Source organism: Povalibacter uvarum (assembly GCF_014202975.1).
Classification (GTDB): domain Bacteria; phylum Pseudomonadota; class Gammaproteobacteria; order Steroidobacterales; family Steroidobacteraceae; genus Steroidobacter; species Steroidobacter uvarum.
In genome coordinates this window covers 78783-105438 of record NZ_JACHHZ010000002.1, presented here as the reverse complement: position 1 = coordinate 105438, position 26656 = coordinate 78783, and the positions used below count along the sequence as shown (strand labels likewise).

Below are 26656 nucleotides of genomic sequence, written 5' to 3'. Positions count from 1 at the left end.
GCCCGGCGATCGTCCGATCTGCGATCACCGGATCCGGCCATAGATCCGGCCATCGCCGGATCTGAAAATATTCCAATTTGTTGATTTCAAAGATACTATTCCGGCCACTAATCCGGCCATCCGAAGGCCCGGATCGGAGGTCATTTTGAGGCCGGCGGCCGCGGAGCCATTGATGCCCGCAGAAGGCGCGGAAGCGCTGGAGAACCTCGCCTTCGATCTGGCTCGGGAAGCCAGCGAACTTTCCGGGCAACTTCATCCAGTTGTTCGCCTGTCGGTGGCCGAGCTGGTTCGGTCAATGAACTGCCACTACTCGAATCTGATCGAGGGCCACAACACGCACCCTCGCGATATCGATCGCGCTTTGGCCGAGGATTACTCCGCGGACCCGCACAAGAGAGATCTGCAATTCGAGGCGCGCGCACACATCGAAGTGCAGCGGATGATCGATGCACGAACGGACTTTCCGAAGCCGCCGGCGTCGCGCGCGTTCATTGAATGGGCGCACCGCGAATTCTGCTCGCGGTTGCCAGAAAGCTTGCTCACGATCGAGAACCCCGATACGCACGAGCGCCTTGCGATTGTTCCGGGAGAACTGCGTAAGTGTGCGGTTGCCGTAGGTCGCCACGTCCCGCCGCCGGCGGACGATTTGCCAGCGTTCATGGCTCGCTTCGAGCAGGCCTATGCGTCAGAACGACTCACGAAACCGCGGCAAGCCATCGCCGCCGCCGCTGCTCACCACCGACTGCTGTGGATCCATCCGTTTCTCGATGGCAATGGCCGCGTCACGCGATTGATGTCGCATGCGATGTTGCTCGACCTGGGCGTCGGTTCGGCTCTGTGGTCGATCTCCAGAGGCCTTGCGCGTCGTTCAGCGGACTACAAGCGCCTGCTGATGGCAGCGGATGAAGCCCGCAAAGGGGATCTCGATGGACGCGGTGCCTTGTCGCAGAGCGCATTGATCGATTTCTGCGCGTTCTTCCTGGAATGCTGTCTCGACCAGGTTCGATACATGCGTGAGCTGCTGGAGCCTTCCGAACTGCAACGTCGTATTGAGCTGTATGTGCGCGACGAAGAAGATGCCGAGCGCCTGCCAAAGCGCAGCTTTGCGTTGTTGCGAGAGGCGTTGTTGTCGGGAGAGCTGGAGCGAGGTCGGGTTCCAAGGCTCATCGACGTCAGCGAGCGGACTGCCCGTCGTGTGATCTCCGCTCTCGTGGACAAGAAGCTGCTCGTTTCGGAATCTCACAAAGCACCGCTTCGGCTCGGATTTCCGATCGACGTCATCGAGCGCTGGTTTCCGAGACTGTATCCGGTCTCCGCTTAGTGCCGCTCAATCAAGCCAGACGATGAACGACAGGTAGTCGCTCTTGTAGTTCCCCGTCACTTCCCAACAGCCCCGCTCCGGGAGTTCGAGCATAAGCAGCATTGCCACTTCCTGCTGTTCCTTGCCGACGAGCATGTTCGTCACTCGCGGAACCGTGATCATCGGTCGATTGGCGTCGATGCGTTTCGCAGTCACAACGAGTTGATAAGGACGCTCGTCGCCCCACTGCGCATCCTTGCGGAACCACGCAGACTTGTTGCGAGTGCCGGTCGCCGATTTGATCCCAGTCCATCGCCCGTCGGAGGCCAGTTGCGTAAAGAGGGCGTCCGTCCCATACAGGAATATTCCACGCGCCGGGTCCACGGCCTTCTCCTCACCGGGTGCCACGTATAGCGGCTCGGTGGGAAGAGTGACCGGACAATGATCAGGAATGGGGGTCTGCTTCGCCGGATCAGCAGCGTCAGCGTCCAGTGCTGATAGCGTGAACGTCGCGATGATCAGAGCAGCGGTTCGCATGGATGCGCTCCTGAAGTTCAGAGCATACCGCTTGTGTCGCTTCCCGAGCGAGTAAGTTCCTTGCGCAGTGCGGCCAAGGCTTCACTCATCGGCTGTGGCAGCCTGGCTGCACGGTGGCGCTTGGAGCGCCTGAACGATCTCACGATGCGAGTTCGCCTGCCGCGCGGGCTCTGCCACCACGAGGCTTGCCCAACGTCTGCTCATACATCTCGTTCCCACGCCGGTAGCATGAGCAGGAGACCTTCTCCAGTCCGGTGTTGTCGAGGATCGTGATACTGCCGCGGATATAGCTGATGAATCCCCGCGCATGCAGTCCACGCGCAGCTTGCGTGACGCCGACACGCCGCACACCAAGCATGTAGGCCAGGAACTCGTGTGTGAGATGAAACTGGTCAGCGTGGGCGCGGTCGCGGCTCATGAGCAGCCACCGCGCCAGGCGCGGCTCTATCGAGTGATAGCGAGTACATGCCGCTGTCTGCGCTAGCTGCCTTATCGAGACGTGCAGGTAGAGATTGAGACGCTTCTGGATTTCGTCATCCTGGCGGCAGTGTTTCCGAAATGCTGCGGCGTTCATGCGCAGCGCGATTCCCGCGCCCTGCACGACGGCCTGCAGGGGCGATGTGTTCACCCCGAGCAGCAACGGCGTACCCACCATACCTTCGTCGCCGACGATTCCAACCTCCAGTCGCGCTCCGTCGTCGAGTGGAGTCAGCAGCGAGACGAAGCCCTCCGTCGGAAAATAGACCTGGTTGATCCGCTCACCGCTCTCGCAAAGAACCTCGGCGAAGGTCAGCTTCACCGGGTCGCAATCCACCACGAAGCGTTCACGGCTTCGGAGGGATAGCGCAGCCAGCAAACGATTGGCCGGCAGCGGATGCCGTGATGACGTCATGGAGCCTCTTGGTGGTGCTGTACAAATGCATGCGTCGGACCCACAGCAACGCTGCATGGGATCGTTGCAGTCCCGACTATCCGCCCTCGGCGTTCCTGGCGATGTGCGATGCCGAACACGGCAAATGCACATCTTCATGTGTTCGTTGCCGTACAGAGGGAGGGAAAAGGATGACTTAACTTGCGCGTTCGACTTTGACCTAACGGCGGCACTGAAGCTGACAGGGGCCCAACAAGGCGACTCGGTACCCGATGCCTCAAGGAGTCACATCCGTGAGCACTGCAGCGACGGCTGATCTAGCGCGACAAGGGATCGATCTCTTCGTGACAGAGGAGGAGATGCACCCGGCGCAACGCGCACCCGATTTCCTTGCCGAGGCAGCGGAGTTCCGCGCGTTGTCACAGATCCTCGCCGACGACCCGTTGGGCGCGCTTCGACGGCTGTTGGAAGGGGCCAGGCGTTTGTGCCACGCCGGCAGCGCGGGCGTAAGCCTGCTTCGACACAATGCGGTGGGCCGGGAGATCGCGTGCTGGGAGGTGCTGAGCGGGATGCTGGCCCCCTATGAAGGAAGCGGCACACCTCAGGTTTCGACTCCGTGCGATCTCTGTCTCAGTACCGGGAAGACCATCCTTGTGTCGAACCCGGAGCAGGTCCATGCGCAAATGCGCAGGATCCAGCCCGCCATTGTCGAAACTCTGGTGGTTCCCTTGCACGAGAGTCTGCGAATGCCGCTAGGCACATTGTGGGTCACCCATCACGATCGTTCATCACGATTCGATGCTGGCGATGCGCGCATCCTGGAGCAGCTGGGCGTTCAGTCGGTTCTTGCGCTGCGACTCCTCGCGCAATCGAAGGAACGCCGGTACGCGCTGGTCCTGTTCGAATCGCACCAGAAAGCTCAGCGTGAGCTGCTCCTTCATGAGCTTCATCTCGAGCGCAGCCTGCGGGAGCGCGCCGAGGAATCCGAGCGCGAAATGCTGCAGACGCTCGAACTGAAGCAAGCGGTGGTCCAGGAAGCGCATCATCGCGTCAAGAACACCCTGCAGATCGCGGCGAGCGTATTGTCGCTACACGCACGTGCTACTGCTTCCGAGGAAGTACGCGCTGCGCTGAACGAGAGTCATGAGAGGCTGCAGCTGCTGGCCAAGGTTCATGAACTGCTCTGCTCCGATGTCGACAGCGCGGAATCGATACTGATGCCGCAGTTGCTCGATGCGGTGGGAGACTCGATACGACAATCCTTTCCAGACGCGTCCGGGCGCGTGACGCTGCTTGTTGCGACAGACCCGGTGCGGCTTCCTGCAGATGAGGCAATCGCATTGGCATTGCTTGCCAACGAGGCGGTCACGAACGCGTACAAGCATGCGTTCCCGAAGGGATCGGGCGGCAGGATCGCAGTCACCCTCTGCGGTTCGGCCGAGAGCACGTTGACACTGCAGATCGCTGATGATGGCGTCGGCATTCCTGAAGACCCTGCGAGTTCCGGTATGGGGCTCAAGATCATCAGAAGTTTCGCGACGCAACTGAGAGGTGCCCTCACGATCTCCCCAACGACGGATGGGTTGGGCACGACGATCGCCCTGAGGCTCCGTCCGACGACGCCTCTGCACCTCCGTGCGGCTTCGGCGTCCGGCTGAGGTCGACCGCCCGTCACACAGTGTCTGCGCGCTTGCGCTTCGTGAACCAAGCGAGCAGCGAGAGACCGATCGCTGCGGCAAGAACCGATGCGAGCAGAATGCCCATCTTCGCGCTGTCGAGCAGGTCGTCCGGGAACGCGAGGTCGGCAATGAACAGCGCCATCGTGAAGCTGATGCCCGCGATGGCCCCGCCACCGGCCAGGACGCCCCAAGTGAGTTCCGCCGGGCGAATTGCGATACCGGTGCGCACCGCGAGCCAGCAGAATGACAGGACGCCCACGGGTTTGCCGACCACCAGCGCCACCGTCACTGCCGCGGTCACGGCGATGTCCAGGTGGCTCACCGCCAGTGGTAGTCCGGCATTGGCGAGGGCGAACAGCGGCATGACGAAGAAATCGACCCAAGGGTGAAGCGTCATCTGAACGCGCTCGACAGGAGCGAGGGACTCCCGGGCCGCAATCGCTGCAGCCTGCAGCGTCTCACGATCCTTCGTACGGCCACTGTCGTCGGGGTCCGGGTGCGCTATGACCTGATTGAGTATGGCGTAGAGCCGCTTGTCACTCACCCACCTGCGCGCCGGAGTGAGGAGGCCCACGATCACGCCCGCAATAGTGGCGTGCACGCCCGATGCATCGAAGGCGAGCCAGACCACGCAGCCGGCCATGAAGTAGACGCCCACGCGGCGAACGCCGGCCCGCGCCATTACCGGTATTGCAGCGATAGCAACACCAGCGCCGAGGAGGGCTGGCCAGACGATGTCATTGCTGTAGGCGACGGCGACGACGAGAATCGCGCCAATGTCGTCGACTATCGCCAGTGAAAGCATGAACACTCTCAGCGTCTGCGGGATGCGCGTACCCAGTAGCGCCAATGCGCCGATGACGAACGCGGTGTCGGTCGCCATCACGGCTCCCCACCCCGCTGCCCCGGGCAGCAGGAACAGATAGATCGTCGCTGGTACCAGCATGCCGCCGACTGCCGCAGAGATCGACAGTGCTGCGACGCGCATGCTGCTCAACTCTCCCAGGACCAGTTCGCGCTTGAGTTCGACCGCCACGAGGAAGAAGAAGAGAGTCATCAGCGCGTCGTTGATCCAGTCCCTCAGCGAGCGTGCGAATTCGACCGGGCCGAACCGCAACCCGATGGACGTTTCCCACAGATTCGCGAAGACCTGTGCCCACGGGGAGTTGGCGAGAGCAAGGGCAGCGACCGTGGCCACGAGCAGCACGGCGCCGCCGAGCGTTTCGATACTCAGGAAACGCGCGAGCGGATTCGTGAATCGATCGACGAACTCCTGCGGCAGTCTGACGAGGTCGAAGGTGGAGTTCCCGTGCTCGGCCATGCTCATTGACTCATCGGCCGCGGTCGCCCTTTAGCGCGGATCCCCACCACCGGCTTGAGAATGATTGTCTCAGTCGATCGGCGCGGCTCTGCTCAGGGAGATGCGCTCGTCCAGTCGCGTACGCACTGAGGTCCGTGGGAGTGAAATCCCTCGTCGCACTCCCACCGCTCACCCGAGGGGTCGAGATGGGCGTTCGCGGGAAGGCTCACCGCGGTGCAAGCGGAGTCCTCTCTCCGATAGCCCCGGTCGCATTCCCAATCGTCCCCGGAGCGGGATAGAAATCCTTGCGCCGGTACGATGATGGGTAGACAAGTGGAGCCCGCCGCTCTGAATCCGCGGTTGCATCGCCAGCCCGACCCATAGAATGAATCGACGGGGTACGCGTTGTCAGGAATCTCTACGGCCACGCAGGCGCCAGCCTTCTCGCGATAGCCCCGGTTGCACCTCCACCCGGTGCCGAAGGAATCGTCCAGATACGCGTTCTCCGGAACCTTCACGGCGACGCAAGCGGTGCCGGTATTGAGATGACCGCGATCGCATCGCCATCCACGTCCGAGAGAGTCCATGTAGGCATTGGCTGGTACTGCGATCTGCACGCAGGCATCGCTGGTCTGACGGAATCCGCTCATGCATTCCCAACCGCTTCCGTAGCGACTCGCTCTTGCGTGTTCCGGCAATGCAGCCGGTTCGGCCGCAACCGCGAGGGAAATGGGCACGGCCCCAGACAGGATCGCCAGCAGCAGCCCCGTTGATAGTCTTCTGCTCACGGGTTATTCCTCGCGACGGGCAGCTCGATCAACATACCGCGCAGCAGCGATCGATCGAATTCCGACGTGCGCATTCGGCACGAGAGTCTGAACAGCCGCCGCTGGCGCGCGGCGTCACGAGCTTTCGCCATTCGGTCCCAGGTGCGCAGGGGCGCGAGGCTGCTTATTGGAGCGTCGCGACCGGACGCCTCGTCTCTGACGATGAGTCCATGCAGAAGGGAAGCGCGGGGCGGTAGTTGCGACGGATACTTGGACTCGCGCATCACGCAGGAAAAACCTTGCAATCGCCCGTCGCGGAGCAGAACGGATTCGAGCACCGTCGTGCACCAGTACGCGACACCAGTCGCCCCGAGTCGCCACCCCTGTCGCCTGATCCGACCATCCATGCTGGCCGCACGCAAGTCCCTGCGAGGCTCCTTGAGCGCAATGTCCGTCGCTACATAGAACTGTGATAGCGGACGATCCACCACAGCGTCGTCACCGAGATTCGACTCACACGCACGACCGTACCAGGAAACGACGACGCCTCTCTCATCCAGCATGGCAAGCGAGCAGTTCTGCGCGTCAGCGCCCAGTTCGGCACGCATGAGCGCCCCGCGTCTCAGCAGGACACGACGACGCCATGCGCGGATCTTCTCCTTGTTTTTCTTCAGCAGCGCGCCTCCCTGCCTGAACGAGGGATCTGAATCGGCCACGTCAGTAACGTCTGCGTCACCGACGCCGTCATGGCCGGTCCGCGTCCAGTCCAGATAGGTTTCCAGGAGGCCCTTACAGTTCATCTCACTCTCCCGTGGCAGCACTCCCGGATTCTGCGGTTGGGCCGAGCGTGAGTCGGTACGCTGACGAACACTGGACGGCGGGCGCTCACAGTGCGCCAGCGAACAGACTGATGCTCAACGCTCGTTTAGCGTCGTCGCATGCTCGGCGCAGTGCGGGACTCTATCGCCGTGCACCGGAGCCACTCCCGGAGACTTCATGACGGCTGAGAACACGACGGCTGAGAACACGACGGCTGAGAACGCGCATCTGATGACCGAGTTGTCGATCGTGCGCGATGGCCGTTACTACAGGTACGAGGGGTATTGCTATGAGCGCCTGGCGGATGCTGTCGCCTACGCTGCGGTAGTCCGAGCGCGGCAAGCCCGTCCAGTCGAACCGGTTGCAGAACAACTGACCTCGGTGGATGTACCCAATGCAGTGGATGGGTTGAGCGTGACCGATCACCTGCTCATGTTCGAACTCGCGATCACCTTCGAAAACGGCAGCTTCGTATTCAATGGCTTTCGCTACGACCGTCTCGTCGACGCAGCGAACTACGCCCGCCTGATTCGGTAGGTCGGTGAAGCACTCTCGGAGCGTAGTTGCTGCGCTCGGTTGAGTGCGACTCAGGGCGCAGTGGACCCCGGCAACAGGCGGTCGCATTCCCGTTTGACCACGCCGTAGCACTCGCAGGTGCGCGCCTCCAGTCCGGGTCGGTCGAGCACCGTGATGCGCCCGCGGCTGTATTGAATCAATCCGGCCTTCTGCAAATTCCCCGCAGCTTCCGTAACGCCTTCGCGCCGAACGCCGAGCATGTTGGCGATCAATTCCTGCGTCATGACCAGTTCGTTCGCAGACAGGCGATCCAGGCTCAGCAGAAGCCATCGGCACAGCTGCTGGTCGAGCGAATGGTGTCGATTACATACGGCGGTCTGGGCCATCTGAGTCAGCAGAGCCTGGGTGTAGCGCAGCAGCAGATGCTGCATCGCCCCAGCCCGGGTGAACTCTTCCTTGAGAACTTGTCCCGGCAGCCGATAAGCATGTCCGGCGCTTTGCACGACTGCGCGGCTCGGAGTGGTCTCGCCGCCCATGAACAGCGAAACACCGATCACGCCTTCGTTGCCCACGACGGCGATCTCCGCTGAGGCTCCGTCGGCCATGACGTACAGCAACGAAACGATCGAGTTCGTAGGGAAATAGACGTATCGCAGTCTCGTGCCGGGCTCGTAGAGCGCCTCACCGAGTGGCATCGGGACCAGTTTCAGGTGGGATCGGAATCGATCGAAATCCGCCTCTGGCAGTGCCGCCAGCAAGTGATTCTGCAGAGGATCATGGGTCGACGCGGTCATGGTGGATTCTCCTCGCACCCGACTGAGTCTAGGGCAAATGCTCCGGGTATGTTCGGTAGCGTACAGGACAGGCAGGATGCGATGACGCAGTTCGCTTGCGCACTGCGGCGGCAATGCTCCAAGGAGGCGGGTGGCTAACCGTCAGACAGGGCCAAGTTCCGTGAGTCCATCCAAGACCGCAGGCCGAACGACATAGCGTTGTCGAAACTCGGCAGGCCAGCGCGTCGGTCGACCGCTCGATAGTTCGAGACAGGCATATTCGACCTCTGCTCGTGACAACGTGGTGCCGTCACTTGTGCGAAGCAGCTGGAAGCGGCGTCTGATACAGACGCGACTTTCGGCGGGAAGAATCCACGTGGCGATCAGCAGCGCATCGCCGCGCAGCGCCGGCCGCAGATAGTTGATCACCGTGCGCACAACCGCCATGCCTCGATCGAGTTCGAGACATCGCTCGATGGGAAGACCGAGCGCAGCCGAATGATCCCACGCGACCCGATCGCACCAGGTCACGTAGACGGCGTTGTTGACGTGTTGATACGCGTCGATGTCGTCTTCGACGACCTGGAGCGCCAGCAGATGAGGATCGGGAAGGTCGAAACGGAGTGCGGCCTGATTCATCGAACGGATCACGACAGGATGACTGCCGCGATCTTCTCACGCCCCTGTGTTGCAGGCACTGGGTCGTGCAGGCACTGACCGTTCTCGTCTCTGCGCCGCGATCTGATGGATTCCGCGTTCGCGGGAATGACGTGTGCACTTCCGCCGGCGCACATCAGCAATGGCGCCGGCAATTTGCGATCTCTTACGACAGCTGCGTGACCGTGACCGAGTAGTCCAGATGTGCGGTCGATTCGATGCCGGCGGCGCCCAGGGCCAGAACGACGGCGACGATCGTGACGGAAAGAACGGCACAGACTGCTCGCTCGGTGCGGTTGCTCAACTCGATGATGGTGTACATGGCGTGCTCCCTTCGGTGGACAATTGCTGCTCATTGCAGCGTATGTCCTTGAGATGCAGCCTCCGCGAAAAAGGTTGCAGTGACCCGAAAGTCGTTGCGACGAACGGAGGCAGCGGAGGGCCGAGCCGTGAGCCCTCGTTCCCCAAGGGGGTCAACCGTGCTGAATTCCCTGGATCGGCAGGACCACGCGAGGGTCCAGTGTCGGTGCGTAAAGCGCGTTGACGTCGTCGGCACGCCGTTCGAGTACGCGGCGCTGATTGATCGAACGCTTATCCGTCACTTCACCGGCTTCTGCCGAAGGCGGATCTGTGAGCACGAGCAGGCGCGAGACTGTGCTGGCTCCGCCTTGCCGTGCACGATTGAAGTTCGCGAGCTTGGCCGCAAGCGCCGCGCGAATGGGCTCCTGGTCCGCGACATTGAGCCACACGAGCGCGCCCAGCCAAGGCTGGTCGGGTGCGCAGATGACCGCGTCGGTGACGTAGGGCTGCAGCGCAGCGACGAGGTCGCGTCGCACAATGCTGCCTTGAACCCATGTGCCTGACTGGAGCTTGAAGTCTTCGGCGATACGGCCTGCGAACTCGAGTCCCTCGAGCGGACGTCGCGCGTCCACCCAACGCGCCGCATCGCCGGTCTTGAAATATCCTTCTTCATCGAATGCGGCAGCGTTGAGTACGTCGTTGCGGTAATAGCGCGGCATGATGTGAGGCCCCTTGATGCGGACTTCGATCCGGTCGCCGACCGGGAGCAGTTTGAGAGTCACCCCTGGCTGGGGCAGGCCCACGAGGCCTGTGCGCTCCGTGTTCCAATACACAGCGATTCCGGTGGCGGATGTTTCCGTCATGCCCCAGCCGGTGCCGAAGGGCAGGCGCTCGCCCAGCTCCTTCACTGCCAATCGCTGAATGCGTTCCCACAGAGGTTGCGGCAGCAACGCTCCGCCGTAGGAGAGCCAGCGCAGATTCTTGAAGAACTTGTGGCGGAAATCGTCGTCGCGCTCGAGCGCATCGGCGAGCAGCCCATAGACGGCCGGTACGCAACCGAAGCCACTCGGCGAGACGTCGCGCAGATTCTCGATCGTCTTCTCGAACAGACCCGGCATCGGTCGTCCATCATCGATATAGAGCGTGCCCGCATTCGCAAGCACGCCGTTGAACTGCGCGTTGCCGCCGAACGTGTGATGCCAGGGAAGCCAGTCGACGATGACGTGATGACGTTCGAGCGTGAACGGTTCGCTCACGAGACGAATCATCTGCACGGATGCAGCGAGATTGCCGTGCGTGTTCACGACGCCTTTGGGGCGGCCTGTCGAACCTGAAGTCAGCAGGATCTTTGCGATCGTGTCTTCGGTGATCGCCTTGCGTCGCTCCGTCACCGCGGCTTCATCGTACTCATTCAGCATCTCGCGGAGATCAGCGCCCGTCACGAGACGGCGCCCGGGAGCGCGCGCCGTCTCGAGTGCCGGACCATAACGTTCGCCGTCGAGCGCGAATACGACGCCGGGCTCGATCAGCTCGAGTGCATATCCGAGCCGCGTGAGTTCGGCGCCGAAGGAATAGGTTGGCGACACGGGAACGACGGCCGCGCCAGCGCGCAGCGCACCCAGCGTGAGCAATGCGTGCTCGATGCTGTTCTCGGAAAGAATCATCACGGGTGCGCTATCGGGTCCGAAACCCTGGCGCATCAGCCACGTCGCAATTGCACCGGTATCGCGCCAGGCCTCGCGATAACTCACTCGACGCCAGTCAGTGCCTTTGCGCTCCGCGAGAAACGTCGAATCGGGCCGCAGTTCGACGGAGCGTGAGAAGTAGTCGATCAGCGAAGGCAATCCCGGCTCGTAAGGAATGCCGCAGGAGAGATAGACGATGCCGTCATCGCCTTGTCGCACTTCGATGCTCGGCGCCGGTCGCTCGAGCGTGCGCATCGGATACTCATTGAGCGGTCGTTCTGCCGCCTTCTGTTTTCTGTTCATCAACCAGACCCCCGTCTTGCGCGCGCAAGCATAGCTTTCGTCGCGGCTGTTGAGGAGGCAATGTACTACGCGTCGCGCTCGATGATCGCTAACAGAACGTAATTTGTGCGCGACGCTGAACGTTCATTCTGCATGGGAATGCGCGGTCATTTACGGCGTGCATGTGTGCGGCGGTGAGCTGCGAGCTGTGAGCCAGAAGCGCTTTCCCTTCTGGCTCATCGCTCGTCGCTTGCAGCTCGCCGCTCATGTCCGAAATCCGCCAGTCGCGCGCGATCTGCTCCGGTTGACCGTTGCCGATCTCTTGCGCCGCAGGAACATCGGTACCGACGCCCGAGATATCTGACTATAGTTAGTTGTCAGCCCCGCTGGCCCCGACGCAGGCTCCGGTCTCACTTGCGGGGAACCCGGAGGGCGCGGACGAGGTCTCACGCGCGGGGTCAGGGGAGAGCGTGTCAGTCGTGGATCCACTTGCCGATTTATTGCAGCGTGCCCAACAAGGCGATGCCGCCGCACGTGAACGTTTGTTCGCTGTCGCGTACGACGAATTGCGCGGCCAGGCACGAGCCCAGCTGCGCAACAGCGGCGGCCGCAACACACTGCTCGATACGACGGTCCTCGTTCACGAAAGCTTCCTGCGATTCGTCCAGGCCGGCCAGCTTCAGGGCAGCGATCGCGGTCATTTCTTTTCCTACGCCGGCCGCGTCATGCGTTCCGTGATCGTCGATTTCGCGCGGAAACGTCAGGCCGAACGGCGTGGCGGCGATGCGGAGCATGTGCCGCTCGACACGCAATTCGCGGAAGACGTGCGTGCGACCGACGAGGAATTGATCCGGATCAACGATGCACTCGAAGCGCTGCAGACCGTCGACGATCGCCTGGTCAAAGTGGTCGAGATGCGTTTCTTCGCCGGCATGACCGAGGCGGAGGTCGCTGAAGCCCTCGGCGTGGCGGATCGCACCGTCCGCCGGGACTGGGAAAAAGCCAAGCTCCTGCTGACCGCGACCCTGCGCTGACAAGAAAAAGACGCCGATCGATGTCCGCTTTCCCGCATCGAGCGCGTCTGACTCCGAAAGATCGCGGACTGCTTTCCCCATGAGCCTGACAGGCGCCGACTGGATCAAGCTGAATCGACTCCTGGACGAGGTGCTCGACCTCGAACCCGAGAAGCGCTGCGACTGGATGGAATCGCTGCCGCCGGAGTACGAGTCGGTGCGGGAAACGCTGCGAAACATGCTGTTCCGTCAGTCCGGGGTCGAGACCGTGGACATTCTGCGCCGCGCGCCCCTGGTCGCTGCTTCGCCCTTCGAGCGTTCCGCCGGCGACCTGGTCGGCCCCTATCGACTCATCCGCAGGATCGGCGAAGGCGGCATGTCCACCGTCTGGCTGGCCGAGCGCGCGGACGGATCCCTGCAGCGGCAGGTCGCGCTGAAACTGCCGCGCGTTTCGCTGCTGGATTCCGATCTCGGCGATCGGCTCATTCGCGAGCGGGACATCCTGGCCGCGCTCGAACACCCGGGCATCGCTCGCCTCTATGACGCCGGTGTCGCGGACGATCGCCAGCCCTATCTCGCCATCGAGTATGTCGACGGCGTCACGCTCGACGAATACGCACGAACGCATTCGCTCTCCTTGCGGCAACGGCTGGCCCTGTTCGAGCAGGTTGCACGCGCCGTGGCTTATGCGCATGCACGATTGATCGTGCATCGGGACCTGAAGCCGACCAACGTGCTCGTCGATCGAAGCGGCGATGTCCACCTGCTCGACTTCGGTATCGCCCGGCTGCTCGAAGCCGACGGCGCGACCGCAAGCCAGTCGAGTGCACGAGCTTTCACTCCACGTTATGCCGCGCCGGAACAGTTCGCCGGCGAGTCGCCCACCATTACGACGGATGTGTACTCGCTGGGTGTGATCCTGTTCGAGCTGCTGTCCGGTCGCAGTCCTTATCAGCGCAGCGACTACGTGACGGGCCGGCCTGAGATCATCTGCCTTGCCCCCATGTCAGTTCTCGATGTCGTCGATCAGAATGGCGCGCGCGCCCTCAAGGGCGATCTCGATGCGATTCTGGCGAAAGCACTGCAGACGGATCCGCGCGCGCGATATGAGACGACTGCCGAATTCATCGACGATCTTCGGCGCTATCGGCGCGACCTTCCGGTAAGCGCGCGGCCTGACACCTTCGGCTATCGGGCACGAAAGTTCGTCCGGCGCTATCGGGTAGTGGTCGGACTCGGAAGTGCGTTGCTGATCGCGGTGACAGCAGGTGCTGTTGTATCGCTATGGCAGGCAGGCGTCGCGGTTCGCGAACGAGATCGCGCATTGCGCGCGTTCGAGCAGGCCGAAGCGTCGAACGCATTCTGGACACGACTGTTCACGGAAGGCGTCGGCAACGACGAGGCCGTGACATTCACCCAGTTGCTGGCCCGAGGCGAGGCCATGGCCGAAAGCCTTTGGGAGACTTCGCCGTTGCAATACTCGCTCGCGGTAGATGCGGTGGCGGCGACGTACAACTCTCACGGTCTCTACGGAAAGTCGGAGGCGGTCCTCGCGCGCGCCCTGGAGCGCACTGGAAATCTCGACATCGGTACGCATCGGGTTCAATCCCTGCAGTGCAAGTACGCGGCCGCGATAGGGGCGCTCGGTCGTGTGCCGGAAGCAACGAAGATTCTCGAAGAAGTCATCGCCAATGCGGCCGATGAGCCGGACCTGCACGTGTACTGTCTGCACAAGCGCGCCACCATTGCTCGCGACAACAACGACGCACCTGGTGCGCTCAAGTACATCCAGGAAACCTATCGCGTCCACGCGATAACGCCCACCCAGGACGGAACGCTGAAGGCGAACATCGTCGGCGACCTCGGCTATGCGTACGCACTGAACGGCAGATCGATCGAGGCGGAGCGCCAGTACGAGGAGGCTGTCGCGATCCTCCGCCGCACCGGTCGCGACAAGAGCAACATCGCGTTCACCGTTTTCAACAACTGGGGTGTTCTCTCCATCAGTACCGGGCAACCGGAAGAGGCGCTCCGGCACTTCAAAGAGGCCGTCGATATTTCACGGCTGTTTTCACCGGACGGGGTTCCTGCGCCATTTCTCCTCGGGAATCGAGGCACGACGTTGTTCTCGCTCGCCAGGTACGAGGAAGCGAAGCGCGATCTTGCGCTCATGCGGGAGCGTGCATCCGCCGATGGCAACGCGCGGCAGGTTACCTACGCAGACGCAGTGGCGGCGGAAGTGGCCATCGCCGAAGGCGATCTGCGTCGCGCGGAGGAAGTGCTCGAACCCTACGACCCGGACAACGGTTACGTGACCGACACGACGCCTGCCGGTCTGCGTGTTCTTCTGGTCACTGCGAAATTGCGAATGGCGCGAGGGGAGTACGACCAGGCGCGCGCCTTCTTCACCCAGGTGATCGACGGCTTCGTCCGCGGAGGAACGGTAGTCGGTGGACTCGCCCGCGCTTACGCAGAACGAGCAAACCTCGGACTGGTGGATGGCCATCTCGACGAGGCCCTTCGGGATGCAGCTCGTGCGGTGGAAATTGCGGAGCAGACTCGAGCTGGCAGCAAGCCATCGAATGTGCTCGGCCTCGCTTCATTGGCGCAGGGAAAAGCGCACAAGGCCCGAGGGGATGAAGCCGCGGCTGCAGCAGCGCTGAAGGTAGCCGTCGAAAATTTGTCCGGGACGGTGGGGGAGGAGCATCCGGAAACGAGGAAGGCAAGAGAAATGCTGGTAGCAAGCCGTTAGCCACCTGGCTGCTGGCCACAGCAAGAGGACCTGCGGAATCTTTCCTGCGTCTACCGTCTGGCCGGCTTTCGTACACCCTCCGTCCTGATTCGCCCCGTTTCCGCGTCTGTACAGGCATAGGAGTCCTCCCATGCCTTCTCACAACACTCCCTCGCAGGCGCCTGCGTTCGTCGATCGTGCCATCGAACGCTGGCTGCGATTCGTCGTTTCGCAGCGGTACCTCGTGCTCGCTGTCGTCGCACTGTCGATCGGCACTGCGGCGTATCTCGCTGGCGGCCTGAAGAAAGACACGACCGCCAACGCGTACATCGAACCCGACAATCCCGCGTTGCTGTATCGGGAACGCGTCATTGATGCTTTCGGACTCAAAGAGCCGCTCGTCATCGCGGTCAGGACGCCAATCGATGCGGGCGGTGTCCTCAACGCGGACAGTCTGCGGCTCGTGCGCGACCTGGTCGAACGCCTCGAGTCCGTTCCGAACGTCGATGTGGATCGCATCACGAGTCTCGTGAGCCAGAGCTCCATCGCGGGCGGCGAGGAGGGGATCGAGATCGAGCGGCTGCTGCCCGCGGGAGAGATCAATGTCGCGACCGTCGAGAAGCTGCGTGCGGCGATCAATGATTCGCCGCTCTACGACGGCACTCTCGTGTCGCATGACCGCACGGCCACGATCATCGTGGCCGAGTTGCTGGATGAAACGCGCGCCGCCGAAACGTACCGGGCGGTGCTCGACCTGACGCAGTCAATGGCCCGGCCTCGCGGCGAAGAGGTCTTCGTAGCCGGAGCCGGTGCGATCACGGGCTACTTCTCCACTTACATCGATCGCGATGCCGGGCGGCTCGTTCCGTTCACTGCAATTGCGGTCACTCTCATCCTGTTCTGCGCCTTTCTGACGATCCGCAGTTCCGCGTTGCCGATGGTCATTGCCGTGGCAACGATCGTCTCGACGCTGGGGGTGATGGCGGCGAGTCACGTGCCGTTCTACGCGATTACCAACGGCATGATCGTCGTGCTCATCGGCATCAGCGTTGCCGAGCCGATGCATGTGTTCGGCGAGTACTACACGCTGCAGCGTGAACGACCGTTCGCCGAGAATCATGATGTCATCGTCGATGCGCTCCGGAATGTCTGGCGCCCGATCGCACTCACCGCGGTCACGACGGTCGCCGGCTTCTTCTCACTCTGGGTCACCAGCACGATGCCGCCGATCCGCTACTTCGGACTGTTCGGCGCCTTCGGGGTGCTGGTTGCGTGGCTGCTGACGGTGTCGTTCCTGCCGGCGTTCATGGCGGTGCTGCCGAAGCGACCGAGTCGCCTCATCGAGCGCAGCGCCGGCGCCGCCTCCGACCCGATGAGTCGCGCCATGATGGCGCTGGGTGCCCGAGTCATTCGGGCGCCGCGAATGGTGCTGCTGCTCAGCGCGATCCTCTGCATCGCCGCGTTGTTCGAGGCGGCGAACGTGAAGGTCGATCACGCGCGCATCGAGAACTTCAACGAAAGCGAGGCGATCCACATCGCCGATCGCGAGATCAACCGGACGCTGGCCGGAACGAATCAGCTGGACATCGTCATCGAGACGGATCACGAGGACGGCGTGCTCGCGCCCGAAGTTCTGCGGCGCATCGAAGCTCTCGAGAAGCATCTGCGATCGCTGCCCGAGGTCGGAGGTTCGATCTCGATCGTCGACTACGTCAAGCAGCTGAATCGAGCCGTCGACGGTGGGGCGGCGTTGTCCTGGAAGATTCCCGAAGACCCGGCGCTCATCGCGCAGCTTCTGTTCGTCTATCAGGCTTCGGTGCCGCCCACTGAGCTTCAGTCGCTGGTGGATTCGAGTCGTTCGACGGCTCTGGTCCGGACGTACCTGCGAGCCGATCGCTGGAGCGAGCAGCAGGCCATCGTTCACGCCGCCCAGAAGTTCATCGATCGCGAGTTCGCGGACGGTACGGCGAAAGCAACGCTGACCGGCAGAGTGATGCTCGACTACGAGTGGGTCCAGTCCGTGGCCTCCGGTCATGCCTGGAGCGTGATTGCTTCGACGCTGGCGGTGCTGCTGATGTGCGTAGCCATCTTCCGTTCGATTCGCGACGGTCTGCTGTGTCTCGCGCCGCTCGTGGTTTCGGTGCTGTTCGTCTATGCCGCCATGGGGATCGGCGACATCTGGCTCGGCGTAGCGACTTCGATGTTCGCATCGGTGGCGATCGGTCTCGGTATCGACTTCGCCATTCACATGATCTCGCGGGCCCGCAAGGCAAAAGCGCGATTCGCGGACGTCGACGCCCAGGTCATGTACGTCTATCAGTCCACCGGCCGCGCCGTCCTGTTCAACGCGGTCGCCGTTGGCATCGGATTCAGCATCGTCACACTGTCCGCCGCGCCGCCGATCCGCATGTTCGGCGTGCTGGTGTCCATTGCCATCGTGGGTGCATTCGTTGCTGCGCTGACAGTTCTGCCGGCGCTCCTCAAGCTCGTGAGCGAACGATCGCGGCGCGATCTGCCTCATGCATCGGCTTTGAGCCAGCGCCTCGCGCCCTTGCTCGTCATTGCGGTCGGCATATGGATGGCCAGCGGGCAGACAGCGAATGCCGAGGATGGCGACGCGGACAAGATCATGGCGGTGGTGGCAGCCCGCGAAGAAGGCGAAAGCGTCGATCGTGTTGCCCATATCCAGCTCATCGATCGCCACGGTGTGGTGAGAGAGCAGGTCGCACGCGCTGTCAGGAAGAACGTCGCGGACGGGCGGCGAATGGCGATTTTCTACCAGTCGCCGGCGAATGTGCGCGGCACTGCTTTCCTGGTGTTCGACTATCAGGATACGGCACACGACAGCGACCAATGGCTGTACCTGCCAGCGCTACGAAAGGTGCGTCGCGTGCCCGCCGCGGATCGCGGTGACTATTTTCTCGGCACCGATCTTACCTACGACGAGATCCGCAACGACAGCCGCGTAACGCTCGAGGACTGGCGCTTCCGGCTGATCGACCGCTCCGAGGCCGACGGCACTGCCTGTGCGGTGATCGAAGGAACGGCTTCGAGCGAAGCGGTTGCCACGCAACTCGGCTACTCACGCGCGAACTGGTGGATCGACGAGAAATCCGGCATGGCGCTGCGGATCGAGTACTGGGATCGCGCCGGTCAGTTGCTGAAGACCGTCGAGAATCGTGACGTGAGGCAGGTCAACGGCATCTGGTCGGCGATGCGGATCGAGGTGGCCAATCACAAAACCGGCCATCGGACCCGCATCGACTTCCGCGACGTGCGATTCAACCAGAAGCTCGCCGACACGCTGTTCACTCAGCAGCAGATGGAGCGGGGGCTGTGACGCGCTCGGTGGCGGCGCTCGTCGCTGTCTTGGCCGCCACATCAGCACCTGCTCTCGACGGTCAGTCTTCCGCGATCGTCCGGCTCGATACCGCAGCCGAAGAGTATTCGCGCCAGTTGCAGACCGCGGAAGCGACCGTGGATCTCAACGCCGGAATTTCATCTGACTCCGGCTGGTCACTGACCGCAGTCGCACGCGTGCGGGCCGACACACAGGATCGCCTTGAGCCGGGCCGGCCCGATCAGCACGAACGCAGCAGCTACAACCGCCGCTGGATACTCAGCGACACAGCTGACGCTGAACTGCGCGAGTTCTACATCGACGGTCACATCGGCCCGGCCTTCTTGCGATTGGGGAAGCAGCAGGTCGTCTGGGGCCAGGCGGATGGGCTGCGCGTGCTCGATGTCGTCAATCCCTTCTCGTTCCGCGAGTTCATCTGGCCCGACCCCCAGGATCGGCGAATTCCTCTCTGGACGCTGAAAGCGGAAGTGCCCGTGGGTCCTGCGACACTGCAGTTGCTGTGGCTGCCGGATCCGACTTACGACGAGATCCCGCTGGGCAACGCGGCGTTCGCGATCACCACGCCGTTGCTCGTGCCGCGTCCGACACGTCCAATCGAAGTGCGACCGCCGCTGCGGCCGAAGGGTGTCGAAGACGGCAGCGACGCGGGCGCACGTCTGTCCGCATTCGTCGGCGGGTGGGATGTCACGCTCAACTATCTCTATCACTACTACGACGATCCGGTGCCGTTCATCGCGCCGACGCAGGCAGGGCCTGTGCTGGCGCCTCGCTATGAACGCAGCCGCCTGTTCGGTGCGACGTTCTCGAATGCCTTCGGCAGCACGACATTGCGCGGTGAGGTTGGTTACTCGACAGATCGCTGGTTCATTACCGAGAGCCCACTCGATGTCGACCGTGCCTTTGCTTCAGACGAGTTCGCGTTCGTCGTCGGCGTCGACAATACGGCGTTGACGAATACGCTGCTCTCCGTCCAGTACTTCGAATCGAGATTGCAGACCGTCGATCCGTTCATGACGCGCGAACCGGTCGAGCGACAAGCGACGCTCGTCGTCCAGCGCTCCTTCAGAAACGAGAGCTGGAAGCTGCGGGCCCTGTGGCTTTCCAGCCTGACTCGCGGTGATGGAGGAGTGCAGGCGCGGCTCTCCTGGCAGGCATCGGCAAACATTTCCGTCGGCATCTCGCTGGAGAAATTCTACGGTGACCCTGATGGGCTCTTCGGTGAGTTTCGTGATGCATCGCGCGCCGGCATCGACTTTCAGTGGAGCTGGTCGCGCTCGCGCTGACCGTTGTCCGGATCTTCATCCATCCTGCGTCTGATTCGGTGTCGACGTATCGACTCGAATCACGCACCGCAACGCGGTGCTCAAACGTGGGAGTGGGGAATGAAGACGACAGACAGACAAGGCGCTGTTCAGTACGCAGTGCGCACGACGCTGCTGGCCGCAGCGGTGGCAGCACTTGCAACGCCTGCGAACGCGCAGGATCAGAACATCCAGGAGATCGTAGTCACCGGAACCCGCATTCAGCGGCCGGATTTCGCATCCGACAGCCCGGTCGCCTCCGTCAACGCCGATGTGCTCAGCGAGACGGGCGCGATCTCGATCGAGCGCGTGCTCAACCAGTTGCCACAGTTCGTGCCGTCGATCAGCACGAGCTCCAACAATCCGGCGAACGGCGGTCAGGCGAACCTCGATCTGCGCGGGCTCGGCACCAATCGCAACCTCGTGCTGCTGAACGGCCGACGCCTGCCTCCGGCGAACTCGAACGGAACCGTCGATGTCAACATCGTGCCGGCCGCTCTGATCGAGCGGGTCGAGGTCGTTACGGGCGGTGCTTCTGCTGTGTACGGCTCCGATGCAATCGCTGGTGTCACCAACTTCACGATGAAGAAGAACTTCGAAGGCGTCGAGTTCCAGACGGGCTTCGGTGAGACCGCATTGAACGACGGCCGCGAATGGAATGCCGCATTCACATTGGGCAGCAACTTCGCGGACGACCGCGGCAACGCGGTGATCAGCATCCAGTACAGCGAACGCGACCAGATTCTCCAGGGCGACAGGAAGTTCTCCGAAGTCGTCATGGACGTGCGCCGTGGCGGCAGTGTGCCGCAGGGATCGCCGACGATCACCGAAGGCCTCTACTCGCTTGCGAGCAACAACTCACATACGCAGGCTGCGATGGATCAGGTGTTTGCCCGCTACGGGTTCGCACCCGGCACTGTGTCGCGCGGGCAGGAGATCGCCTTCAACGCCGACGGAACGCTGTTCACCATGGGTACGGGCGTCCCAGGCTCGAACTCCGTGGCGAACTTTCGCGGCGACACCGCGCTGCCGGGATTCAATCCCGATGCGTACAGCTACAACTTCGGTCCTCCGAACCTGCTGTCGCGGCCGATGGAGCGCTGGAATCTGGCGATGTTCGGCGACCTGGACGTGTCGGAGAGCGTCAATGCCTACACGCAGGTCTTCTATACGACCTACGAGTCGCTCGGCCAGATCGCGGCTGTTCCGGCGAGCCGGATCACGATCCCCGTCACGAATCCATTCATCCCTGAAGATCTGCGTACGCTCCTCGCATCGCGGCCGAACCCGAACGCGGAGTTCAGCTATCGCCAGCGCATGGAAGGCGTCGGACCGCGACAGACGTTCGATGAGTACGACGTCTATCAGTTCCTGGCCGGCTTCAAGGGCAACGTCGGCAGCGCGTGGCACTGGGATGCCTACGCGGCGACGTCGCAGATGAGTCAGGCGACACTGCTGAACAACGATCTCTCACGCACGCGATTGCAGGCGTTGCTGAACGCGACGGATGGCGGTGCGAGCCTGTGCGCAGGCGGCTACAACCCCTTCACGGGACCCGCGGGTCTTTCCGCTGCATGCGCCGACTACGTGCGTTCGTACTTCACCAACCGGACGACGCTCGACCACACCATGGCGGAGGCGACTTTCGGTGGACGGGCGTTCGACATGCCGGCTGGCGAAGCGCAGTTCTCAGTCGGTGCAGCCTGGCGCGAAGAAAAGTACTCGTTCAAGCCCGACCTTGCCGTGTCTCGCGGTGACCTGGTCGGATTCAACCAGCAGTCGGCACTCGACGGGTACTACAACGTGAGTGAATTCTTCGGCGAGCTCTACCTGCCGCTGCTCACCGATGTGAGCTTTGCGAAATCACTGAGCGTGACGCTTGGCGCCCGCCTCTCCGACTACTCAACGATTGGATCGGCGGAAGCCTTCAAGGTGGAAGGCAACTGGCAGCCCGTGGACGCGGTGCGATTCCGCGCTTCATGGCAGCAGGCAGTACGTGCGCCCAGCATCTTCGAACTCTTCAGCCCGTCGGACCAGAACAACCCGCCGCTGCTGGAAGACCCGTGCTCCGTGAGCTCGGCGGTGCGGATGAATGGACCGAATGCGGACGTGGCGAACGGCGGCAACGGAGGCATTCGCGCACTGTGCGTCGCCCAGGGAATTCCGGAGGCCAACATCGATTCGTTCTCGTTCAACGGCGGCCAGATCGAAACATTCGGCGGCGGCAATCCGGATCTGCAGGAGGAGAGCGCGAACACGATCACCTTCGGCGTAGTGTTCGATTCCCCATGGAGCGGAGCGCTGAGCGATCTGCGCGCATCGGTCGACTACTACGACATCCGGCTGAAGGATGCGATCTTCTCGGTTCCTGCCGGCGAGATCGCGCTGTTGTGCTACGGATTCCAGGGCAACAATCCGGGCCTCGACCCCAATGATCCCTCGTGCCTGGCGCTCAACCGACGCACTCTGTCCAACGGGGCACCATCGAACGGTAGTGCCTGGGTGCCGAGCCAGGGAACCGAGAACGTGTCCGAGCTCAACACGTCGGGTATCGACGTTCAGATCGACTGGGGTCTCGATCTCGGCAATGCGGGCCGCGTGAATCTGAACATGCTGGCGAGCTGGTTGCGGAAGTGGGAGGTGCAGTACGTGCCGGCCATTCCGAAGATCGACTTCACCGGCACGATCGGCGACTCGGTGGGCAGTGCATTCCCGGACTACAAGCTCTTCCTCAATGCCGACTGGAATCGCGGTCCACTGGGCGTCGGCCTGCGCGTGCGTCACTTGCCCGAGATGGAGAACAAATACGCGTCCTACGATCCGTTCACGACGGTCGGTGCCAAGGCGACAACCTACCTCGACGCGAATGTGTCGTGGCAGTTCGCCGAAGGCATCAACCTGATGGTCGGTGTCGAGAATCTCGCAGACACGCAGCCGCCGCAGTACACGTCCTTCATCGAGATGGGCACGGATCCATCGACATATGACGTTCTCGGTCGCCGCTACTTCGCCAGGGCGAACATCCGCTTCTGACCGTTCCAACTCTCTCCCGTAACGTTGGAACCTCTTGGGCCGCGGCGGTGTTCGCCGCGGCATTTTTTTTTTGGAAGCTATGAGCTATGAGCTATGAGCCAGAGGAGACACTTCTGACTCATAGCTCGTCGCTCGCGGCTCATAGCCCTTCAGACATGTCCGGATCACCGCACTACCCGCGTCTGACTTCGTGTCCATCAATACCGGAGACGACGATGCGTGCTGTGATGAGGGCGATCTTCGAAGCGAAGAGAACCTATGCCAACCTGCCCCTGTTCGAGTTCATGCGCGACGATTCGATGACGCCCCGCGAGCGCCTGTCGTTCTATCCCTGCATGGCGCCGTTCATTCTCGCCTTCGGCGATCTGAACAAATACGTGATGCGCGACGAGAAGTCGACCGACCGTCACCAGCTGATGGTGAATGCGCATACGTACGAAGATGACCACCACTGGCCGTGGTACCTCGAGGATTACACGACGCTCGGTTTCGATCAGGCGAAGCCCACTACTGCCGTGCTGCATTCGCTGTACAGCGATCGCACCAAGGTGAACCGGATGCTGAGCGCACAGCTTGCGCACCTGCTGTACGACGCGACGCCGGTCGAGCGCCTCGTGATCATCGAAGCCATCGAGGAGACCGGAAACGTCCTGTTCGCTCTCACTGCGCGCCTGGCGCGCGCGATCGAGCAGGAGGAGTCCGTGTCGCTGCGCTACCTCGGCGATTTCCACTTCAACCTGGAGACGGGCCATTCGATGGGGCATGACGATCATCGTGAGCTGGCCGAGATTGCGCTCGATGCCGGGCAGCGCGAACGGTGCATCAAGCTGGTGGCCGAAGTGTTCCACCTGTTCAAGAACTGGACGAACGAGCTGCTGGCGTACGCGATCGGCGAGCTCATTCATCCGCAGACGAAGTCACACTCTGTCTCTGCCTACATGGCGCAGCTCGAAGGCGCCTGAAACAAAAGGGGCTCGGGGACTGATCCCCGAGCCCTCGCGTGGGCCGCGTGAGCGATCGCCGAGCTACGCAGCTCGTCGGTCAGCGGCATCCAGCAATGCATGGATGTCACCGAGGCGACGCTGCGCCGCGGTCCGGCCCGCCTCGAAGATTCGCGGCATTGCGGAGGTCTGCCAGAGTCCGATGCGGCGATCGATGTCCAGTTCGAAGTTGAGAACGCGCTGACCGGACGCAATGGCGGCACGCATCTGTGACTGCTGCAGGTTGTTGATCATCGCAGTCGAGACTTGCGCCATCAGGCGTGACGGCCTGTCGATGCGACGAGGCATCGAGCCGCGGAACCCGAGAGCGATCACTGCTTCCGCATCCTGCGCGACAGACACCGGCAACGGATTCGAGACGACGCCATCGGACAGGCGACGGCCGCCGATCTCCACGCTCGGGAAAATGAAGGGCAGTGCGATGCTCGCTCGCAATGCGTCTCTCACGAGGCCTGAGCGCAGCACGACGCCTTCACCGGTCATCGAGTCGGTGGTGACGACCCGAAGAGGCGTCGGCAAGTTCTCCAGGCAGCGTTCGCCGAATGCCTGCTCGATCCGATGCGCAATGAGGCAGGCGTCGCGCAGGGAGAAGTTCGCATCGAAGCCCATGAGCCGCGGCGCGACGAGCTGCGCGTAGGACTTCCAGCGCTTCTTCTGGGTGAGATCGGCGGACCAGAGGCGCGTTGCCAGAGCGAGTGAATCCGTGCTGTCGAGCCCCATCGAGATCGTCGCGCCGAAGATCGCCCCGGAGCTGCAGCCCACGACGAGATCGGGTCGCAACCCTTCGCGGGCAAGGACGTCGGCGATGCCCAGCGCAGCGATGCTGCGGACACCGCCGCTGCCGAGAACGAGCGCCAGGCGCGGGCGTGGCGGACTGATGGAAGGGGTTGGACTGCTCATCGAAGAATCTCCTCAGGACCATGCTGTATGAGCGCAGTCATGACGCCGCGATGCGGCAACTGTGCCCGGAAAAGACGGTGCGGAATGCGCCGCTCTTGCCAGGTCGGACGCAGGAGATTCGAGGAACCGGACACAGGTTGTCCGTCACTCCCGCGCACGCGGGAGTCCGTGCCTGGATCCAGATGCCTTGTTTCCAGATGGATTCCCGCTTTCGCGGGAATGACGGCGTGTACTTCTCTCTGGCTAACGGCTAGCCAGCTCCCTCGTGGGGCAGGTCACTTCTGGTTGATGCTGAATCGTCCAGGTCCGAGCAGGACGAGCGCTATGGCGACGAAGAGGAACATGCCCTGCAGCTCGAGTGCCCAGCCGCCGGTCTGGCTCAGGCTGCCGAACTCCGCCCGATGCACCAGCCCGATCGCGAACAGCATGTTGACGGCAATGATCGCGGCCCCGATGCGGGAGTGCCAGCCGATCAGCACCATGATCGGCGCGATGACTTCACCCACGTAGACGCCGTATGCCAGGAACGCCGGCAGTCCCGCCGACTGCACCGTACCGGAGATGAAGCCAATGCCGCCGGTCATCTTGGCGATGCCGTGCAACAGGATCAGGATGCCGAGCGCCAGCCTCAGGATCAGTTTGCCGGTGCTTTCGTTCATGACTGCCGTCCCTCTCGAGGTCGCGACGCGATATGCGCCGCGCCGATCATAGTGGATCCGTCACGCTCGCGACCTCCCCGAATGGGAGAGCTACACTCGAGACTTTCCGCTTTGGATCGACAGGCGTCCATGTCGCAGCGATTCTTCAGCTCCGCAGTAGTACTTGCGTGCTTTCTGGCTAGTGCGGCTTTGCATGCCGTGGCTGCGCCCGCACCCAAGCCGCTCTATCGCGATCCGATCATGGATGGCGCAGCCGACGCTTCCATCATTTACGACCGCGGCGCACGCGAATGGAAGATGTTCTACACGAACCGGCGTGCCACGCTGCGGCTGGAGGACCCGAAAGACGTCGCCTGGGTGCATGCGACACCCATCGGCATTGCGCGCTCTGACGATGGTCTGCACTGGCGCTATCAAGGCACGGCGGAATTTCCAAAGGAATGCACGGGCGAGACGCTTTGGGCACCGGAGACCTACTACGAAGCCGGCACCTATCATCTGTGGCTGACTGTCGTCCCTGGTGTCTTTCATCGCTGGGGCATTCCGGAAGCCACGAGCAGGATCGTGCATCTCACGAGCACTGATCTGCAGCGCTGGGCCTGCGCGGACGTACTCGACCTGGGCTCATCGCGTGTCATCGATGCCAGTGTCGTCAAGATTGGGAGCCGCTACCGTCTCTGGTTCAAAGACGAGCGTGCCCACAGTGGCATCTTCGTTGCGGAGAGCGATGCGCCGTCGGGATGGACGCGCACCGGGAAATCGCCCGTGATGCCGGCTGCGGCCGAAGGACCGAAAGTTTTCCGCTTCAAAGGGAAGTATTGGCTGATCGCAGATGCGTGGAAAGGATTGGTCGTACTGAGTTCATATGATGCAACATCATGGACGCAGCAGCCGTCACGCATTCTCGAGCGGCCCGGATCGGAGCCCACCGACCGCGACAAGGGTCAGCATCCGGAAGTCGTGGTCAGCGGTTCGGGCGACCAGGAACGCGCGTTCATCTTCTACTTCGTGCATCAGGGTAACGAACCCGAAGCGGCATCCGATCCCTACTGGAAGCAACGCACGCTCATCCAGGTGGCGGAGCTCGAACTGCGGGATGGCGGACTCATCGTCGATCGGAACAGGCGAATCGAGTTCACGCTTCAGCCGCCGGGCGAGTGAGCCCGTGCGA

20 protein-coding genes are annotated in these 26656 nt (G+C 62.4%); 10 read left to right on the top strand and 10 right to left on the bottom strand.

Annotation, left to right across the window (positions count from 1 at the left end; genetic code table 11):
- The first annotated feature begins 172 nt into the window (after positions 1-172).
- Positions 173-1321 carry a Fic family protein gene (locus HNQ60_RS06745; RefSeq protein ID WP_184330285.1) on the top strand — a complete coding sequence of 383 codons (1149 nt, stop codon included), beginning with the start codon at positions 173-175 and terminating at the stop codon, positions 1319-1321.
- Between the two features lie 6 nt (positions 1322-1327).
- On the opposite strand, the gene HNQ60_RS06740 is transcribed toward HNQ60_RS06745, so the two are convergent.
- On the bottom strand, positions 1328-1837 hold the full coding sequence (locus HNQ60_RS06740) for a hypothetical protein (RefSeq protein ID WP_184330284.1): 510 nt from the start codon (positions 1835-1837) through the stop codon (positions 1328-1330).
- A gap of 139 nt (positions 1838-1976) precedes the next feature.
- A complete protein-coding gene (locus HNQ60_RS06735) occupies positions 1977-2729 on the bottom strand; it encodes a Crp/Fnr family transcriptional regulator (RefSeq protein WP_184330283.1) in 753 nt (250 codons plus the stop codon).
- A gap of 272 nt (positions 2730-3001) precedes the next feature.
- Here HNQ60_RS06735 and HNQ60_RS06730 point away from each other — a divergent pair, with 272 nt between their 5' ends.
- Complete coding sequence (locus tag HNQ60_RS06730; RefSeq protein ID WP_184330282.1) at positions 3002-4366, top strand: histidine kinase dimerization/phosphoacceptor domain -containing protein; 1365 nt, start codon at positions 3002-3004, stop codon at positions 4364-4366.
- 13 nt (positions 4367-4379) lie between these two features.
- Here the strand turns inward: HNQ60_RS06730 and nhaA are convergent, their stop codons facing one another.
- Both nhaA and HNQ60_RS06720 read right to left on the bottom strand, forming a co-directional pair.
- A complete protein-coding gene (nhaA, locus tag HNQ60_RS06725; protein WP_221304075.1) occupies positions 4380-5708 on the bottom strand; it encodes a Na+/H+ antiporter NhaA in 1329 nt (442 codons plus the stop codon).
- A gap of 763 nt (positions 5709-6471) precedes the next feature.
- Positions 6472-7254: a hypothetical protein gene (locus tag HNQ60_RS06720; protein ID WP_184330280.1), complete on the bottom strand. Its 783-nt coding sequence runs from the start codon at positions 7252-7254 to the stop codon at positions 6472-6474.
- A 196-nt stretch (positions 7255-7450) separates the two neighbouring features.
- Between HNQ60_RS06720 and HNQ60_RS06715 the strand changes: the two genes are divergently transcribed.
- Positions 7451-7810, top strand: coding sequence for a hypothetical protein (locus HNQ60_RS06715; RefSeq protein WP_184330279.1), 360 nt, complete (start codon positions 7451-7453; stop codon positions 7808-7810).
- A gap of 50 nt (positions 7811-7860) precedes the next feature.
- On the opposite strand, the gene HNQ60_RS06710 is transcribed toward HNQ60_RS06715, so the two are convergent.
- From HNQ60_RS06710 to HNQ60_RS06695, 4 genes are all read right to left on the bottom strand, one after another.
- Positions 7861-8583, bottom strand: coding sequence for a Crp/Fnr family transcriptional regulator (locus HNQ60_RS06710; protein ID WP_184330278.1), 723 nt, complete (start codon positions 8581-8583; stop codon positions 7861-7863).
- A gap of 141 nt (positions 8584-8724) precedes the next feature.
- Positions 8725-9201, bottom strand: coding sequence for an acyl-CoA thioesterase (locus HNQ60_RS06705; protein ID WP_184330277.1), 477 nt, complete (start codon positions 9199-9201; stop codon positions 8725-8727).
- Positions 9202-9385: 184 nt separating this feature from the next.
- Entirely contained in the window at positions 9386-9541 is a 156-nt protein-coding gene (locus tag HNQ60_RS06700; protein ID WP_184330276.1) for a hypothetical protein, read from the bottom strand.
- Positions 9542-9692: 151 nt separating this feature from the next.
- Complete coding sequence (locus HNQ60_RS06695) at positions 9693-11507, bottom strand: AMP-binding protein (protein ID WP_184330275.1); 1815 nt, start codon at positions 11505-11507, stop codon at positions 9693-9695.
- A gap of 458 nt (positions 11508-11965) precedes the next feature.
- On the opposite strand from HNQ60_RS06695, the gene HNQ60_RS06690 reads away from it, so the two are divergent.
- From HNQ60_RS06690 to HNQ60_RS06665, 6 genes are all read left to right on the top strand, one after another.
- Entirely contained in the window at positions 11966-12520 is a 555-nt protein-coding gene (locus tag HNQ60_RS06690; RefSeq protein WP_184330274.1) for an ECF-type sigma factor, read from the top strand.
- Between the two features lie 79 nt (positions 12521-12599).
- The gene (locus HNQ60_RS06685) at positions 12600-15251 is read left to right on the top strand and encodes a serine/threonine-protein kinase (RefSeq protein WP_184330273.1); all 2652 of its coding nucleotides are present in this window, start codon (positions 12600-12602) and stop codon (positions 15249-15251) included.
- A 130-nt stretch (positions 15252-15381) separates the two neighbouring features.
- Positions 15382-18570, top strand: coding sequence for an outer membrane lipoprotein-sorting protein (locus HNQ60_RS06680; RefSeq protein ID WP_184330272.1), 3189 nt, complete (start codon positions 15382-15384; stop codon positions 18568-18570).
- Positions 18567-19874, top strand: a complete 1308-nt coding sequence (locus HNQ60_RS06675) for a DUF1302 family protein (protein WP_184330271.1) — start codon at positions 18567-18569, stop codon at positions 19872-19874. The genes HNQ60_RS06680 and HNQ60_RS06675 overlap by 4 nt, the downstream gene beginning before the upstream one ends.
- 99 nt (positions 19875-19973) lie before the next feature.
- On the top strand, positions 19974-22925 hold the full coding sequence (locus HNQ60_RS06670; RefSeq protein WP_184330270.1) for a TonB-dependent receptor plug domain-containing protein: 2952 nt from the start codon (positions 19974-19976) through the stop codon (positions 22923-22925).
- Between the two features lie 215 nt (positions 22926-23140).
- On the top strand, positions 23141-23887 hold the full coding sequence (locus HNQ60_RS06665; protein ID WP_184330269.1) for a hypothetical protein: 747 nt from the start codon (positions 23141-23143) through the stop codon (positions 23885-23887).
- Positions 23888-23950: 63 nt separating this feature from the next.
- On the opposite strand, the gene HNQ60_RS06660 is transcribed toward HNQ60_RS06665, so the two are convergent.
- On the bottom strand, positions 23951-24826 hold the full coding sequence (locus HNQ60_RS06660; protein WP_184330268.1) for a patatin-like phospholipase family protein: 876 nt from the start codon (positions 24824-24826) through the stop codon (positions 23951-23953).
- A gap of 275 nt (positions 24827-25101) precedes the next feature.
- Positions 25102-25485 carry a DoxX family protein gene (locus HNQ60_RS06655; RefSeq protein WP_184330267.1) on the bottom strand — a complete coding sequence of 128 codons (384 nt, stop codon included), beginning with the start codon at positions 25483-25485 and terminating at the stop codon, positions 25102-25104.
- 198 nt (positions 25486-25683) lie between these two features.
- Here HNQ60_RS06655 and HNQ60_RS06650 point away from each other — a divergent pair, with 198 nt between their 5' ends.
- Positions 25684-26646 carry a family 43 glycosylhydrolase gene (locus tag HNQ60_RS06650; RefSeq protein WP_221304074.1) on the top strand — a complete coding sequence of 321 codons (963 nt, stop codon included), beginning with the start codon at positions 25684-25686 and terminating at the stop codon, positions 26644-26646.
- Positions 26647-26656: the final 10 nt, after the last annotated feature.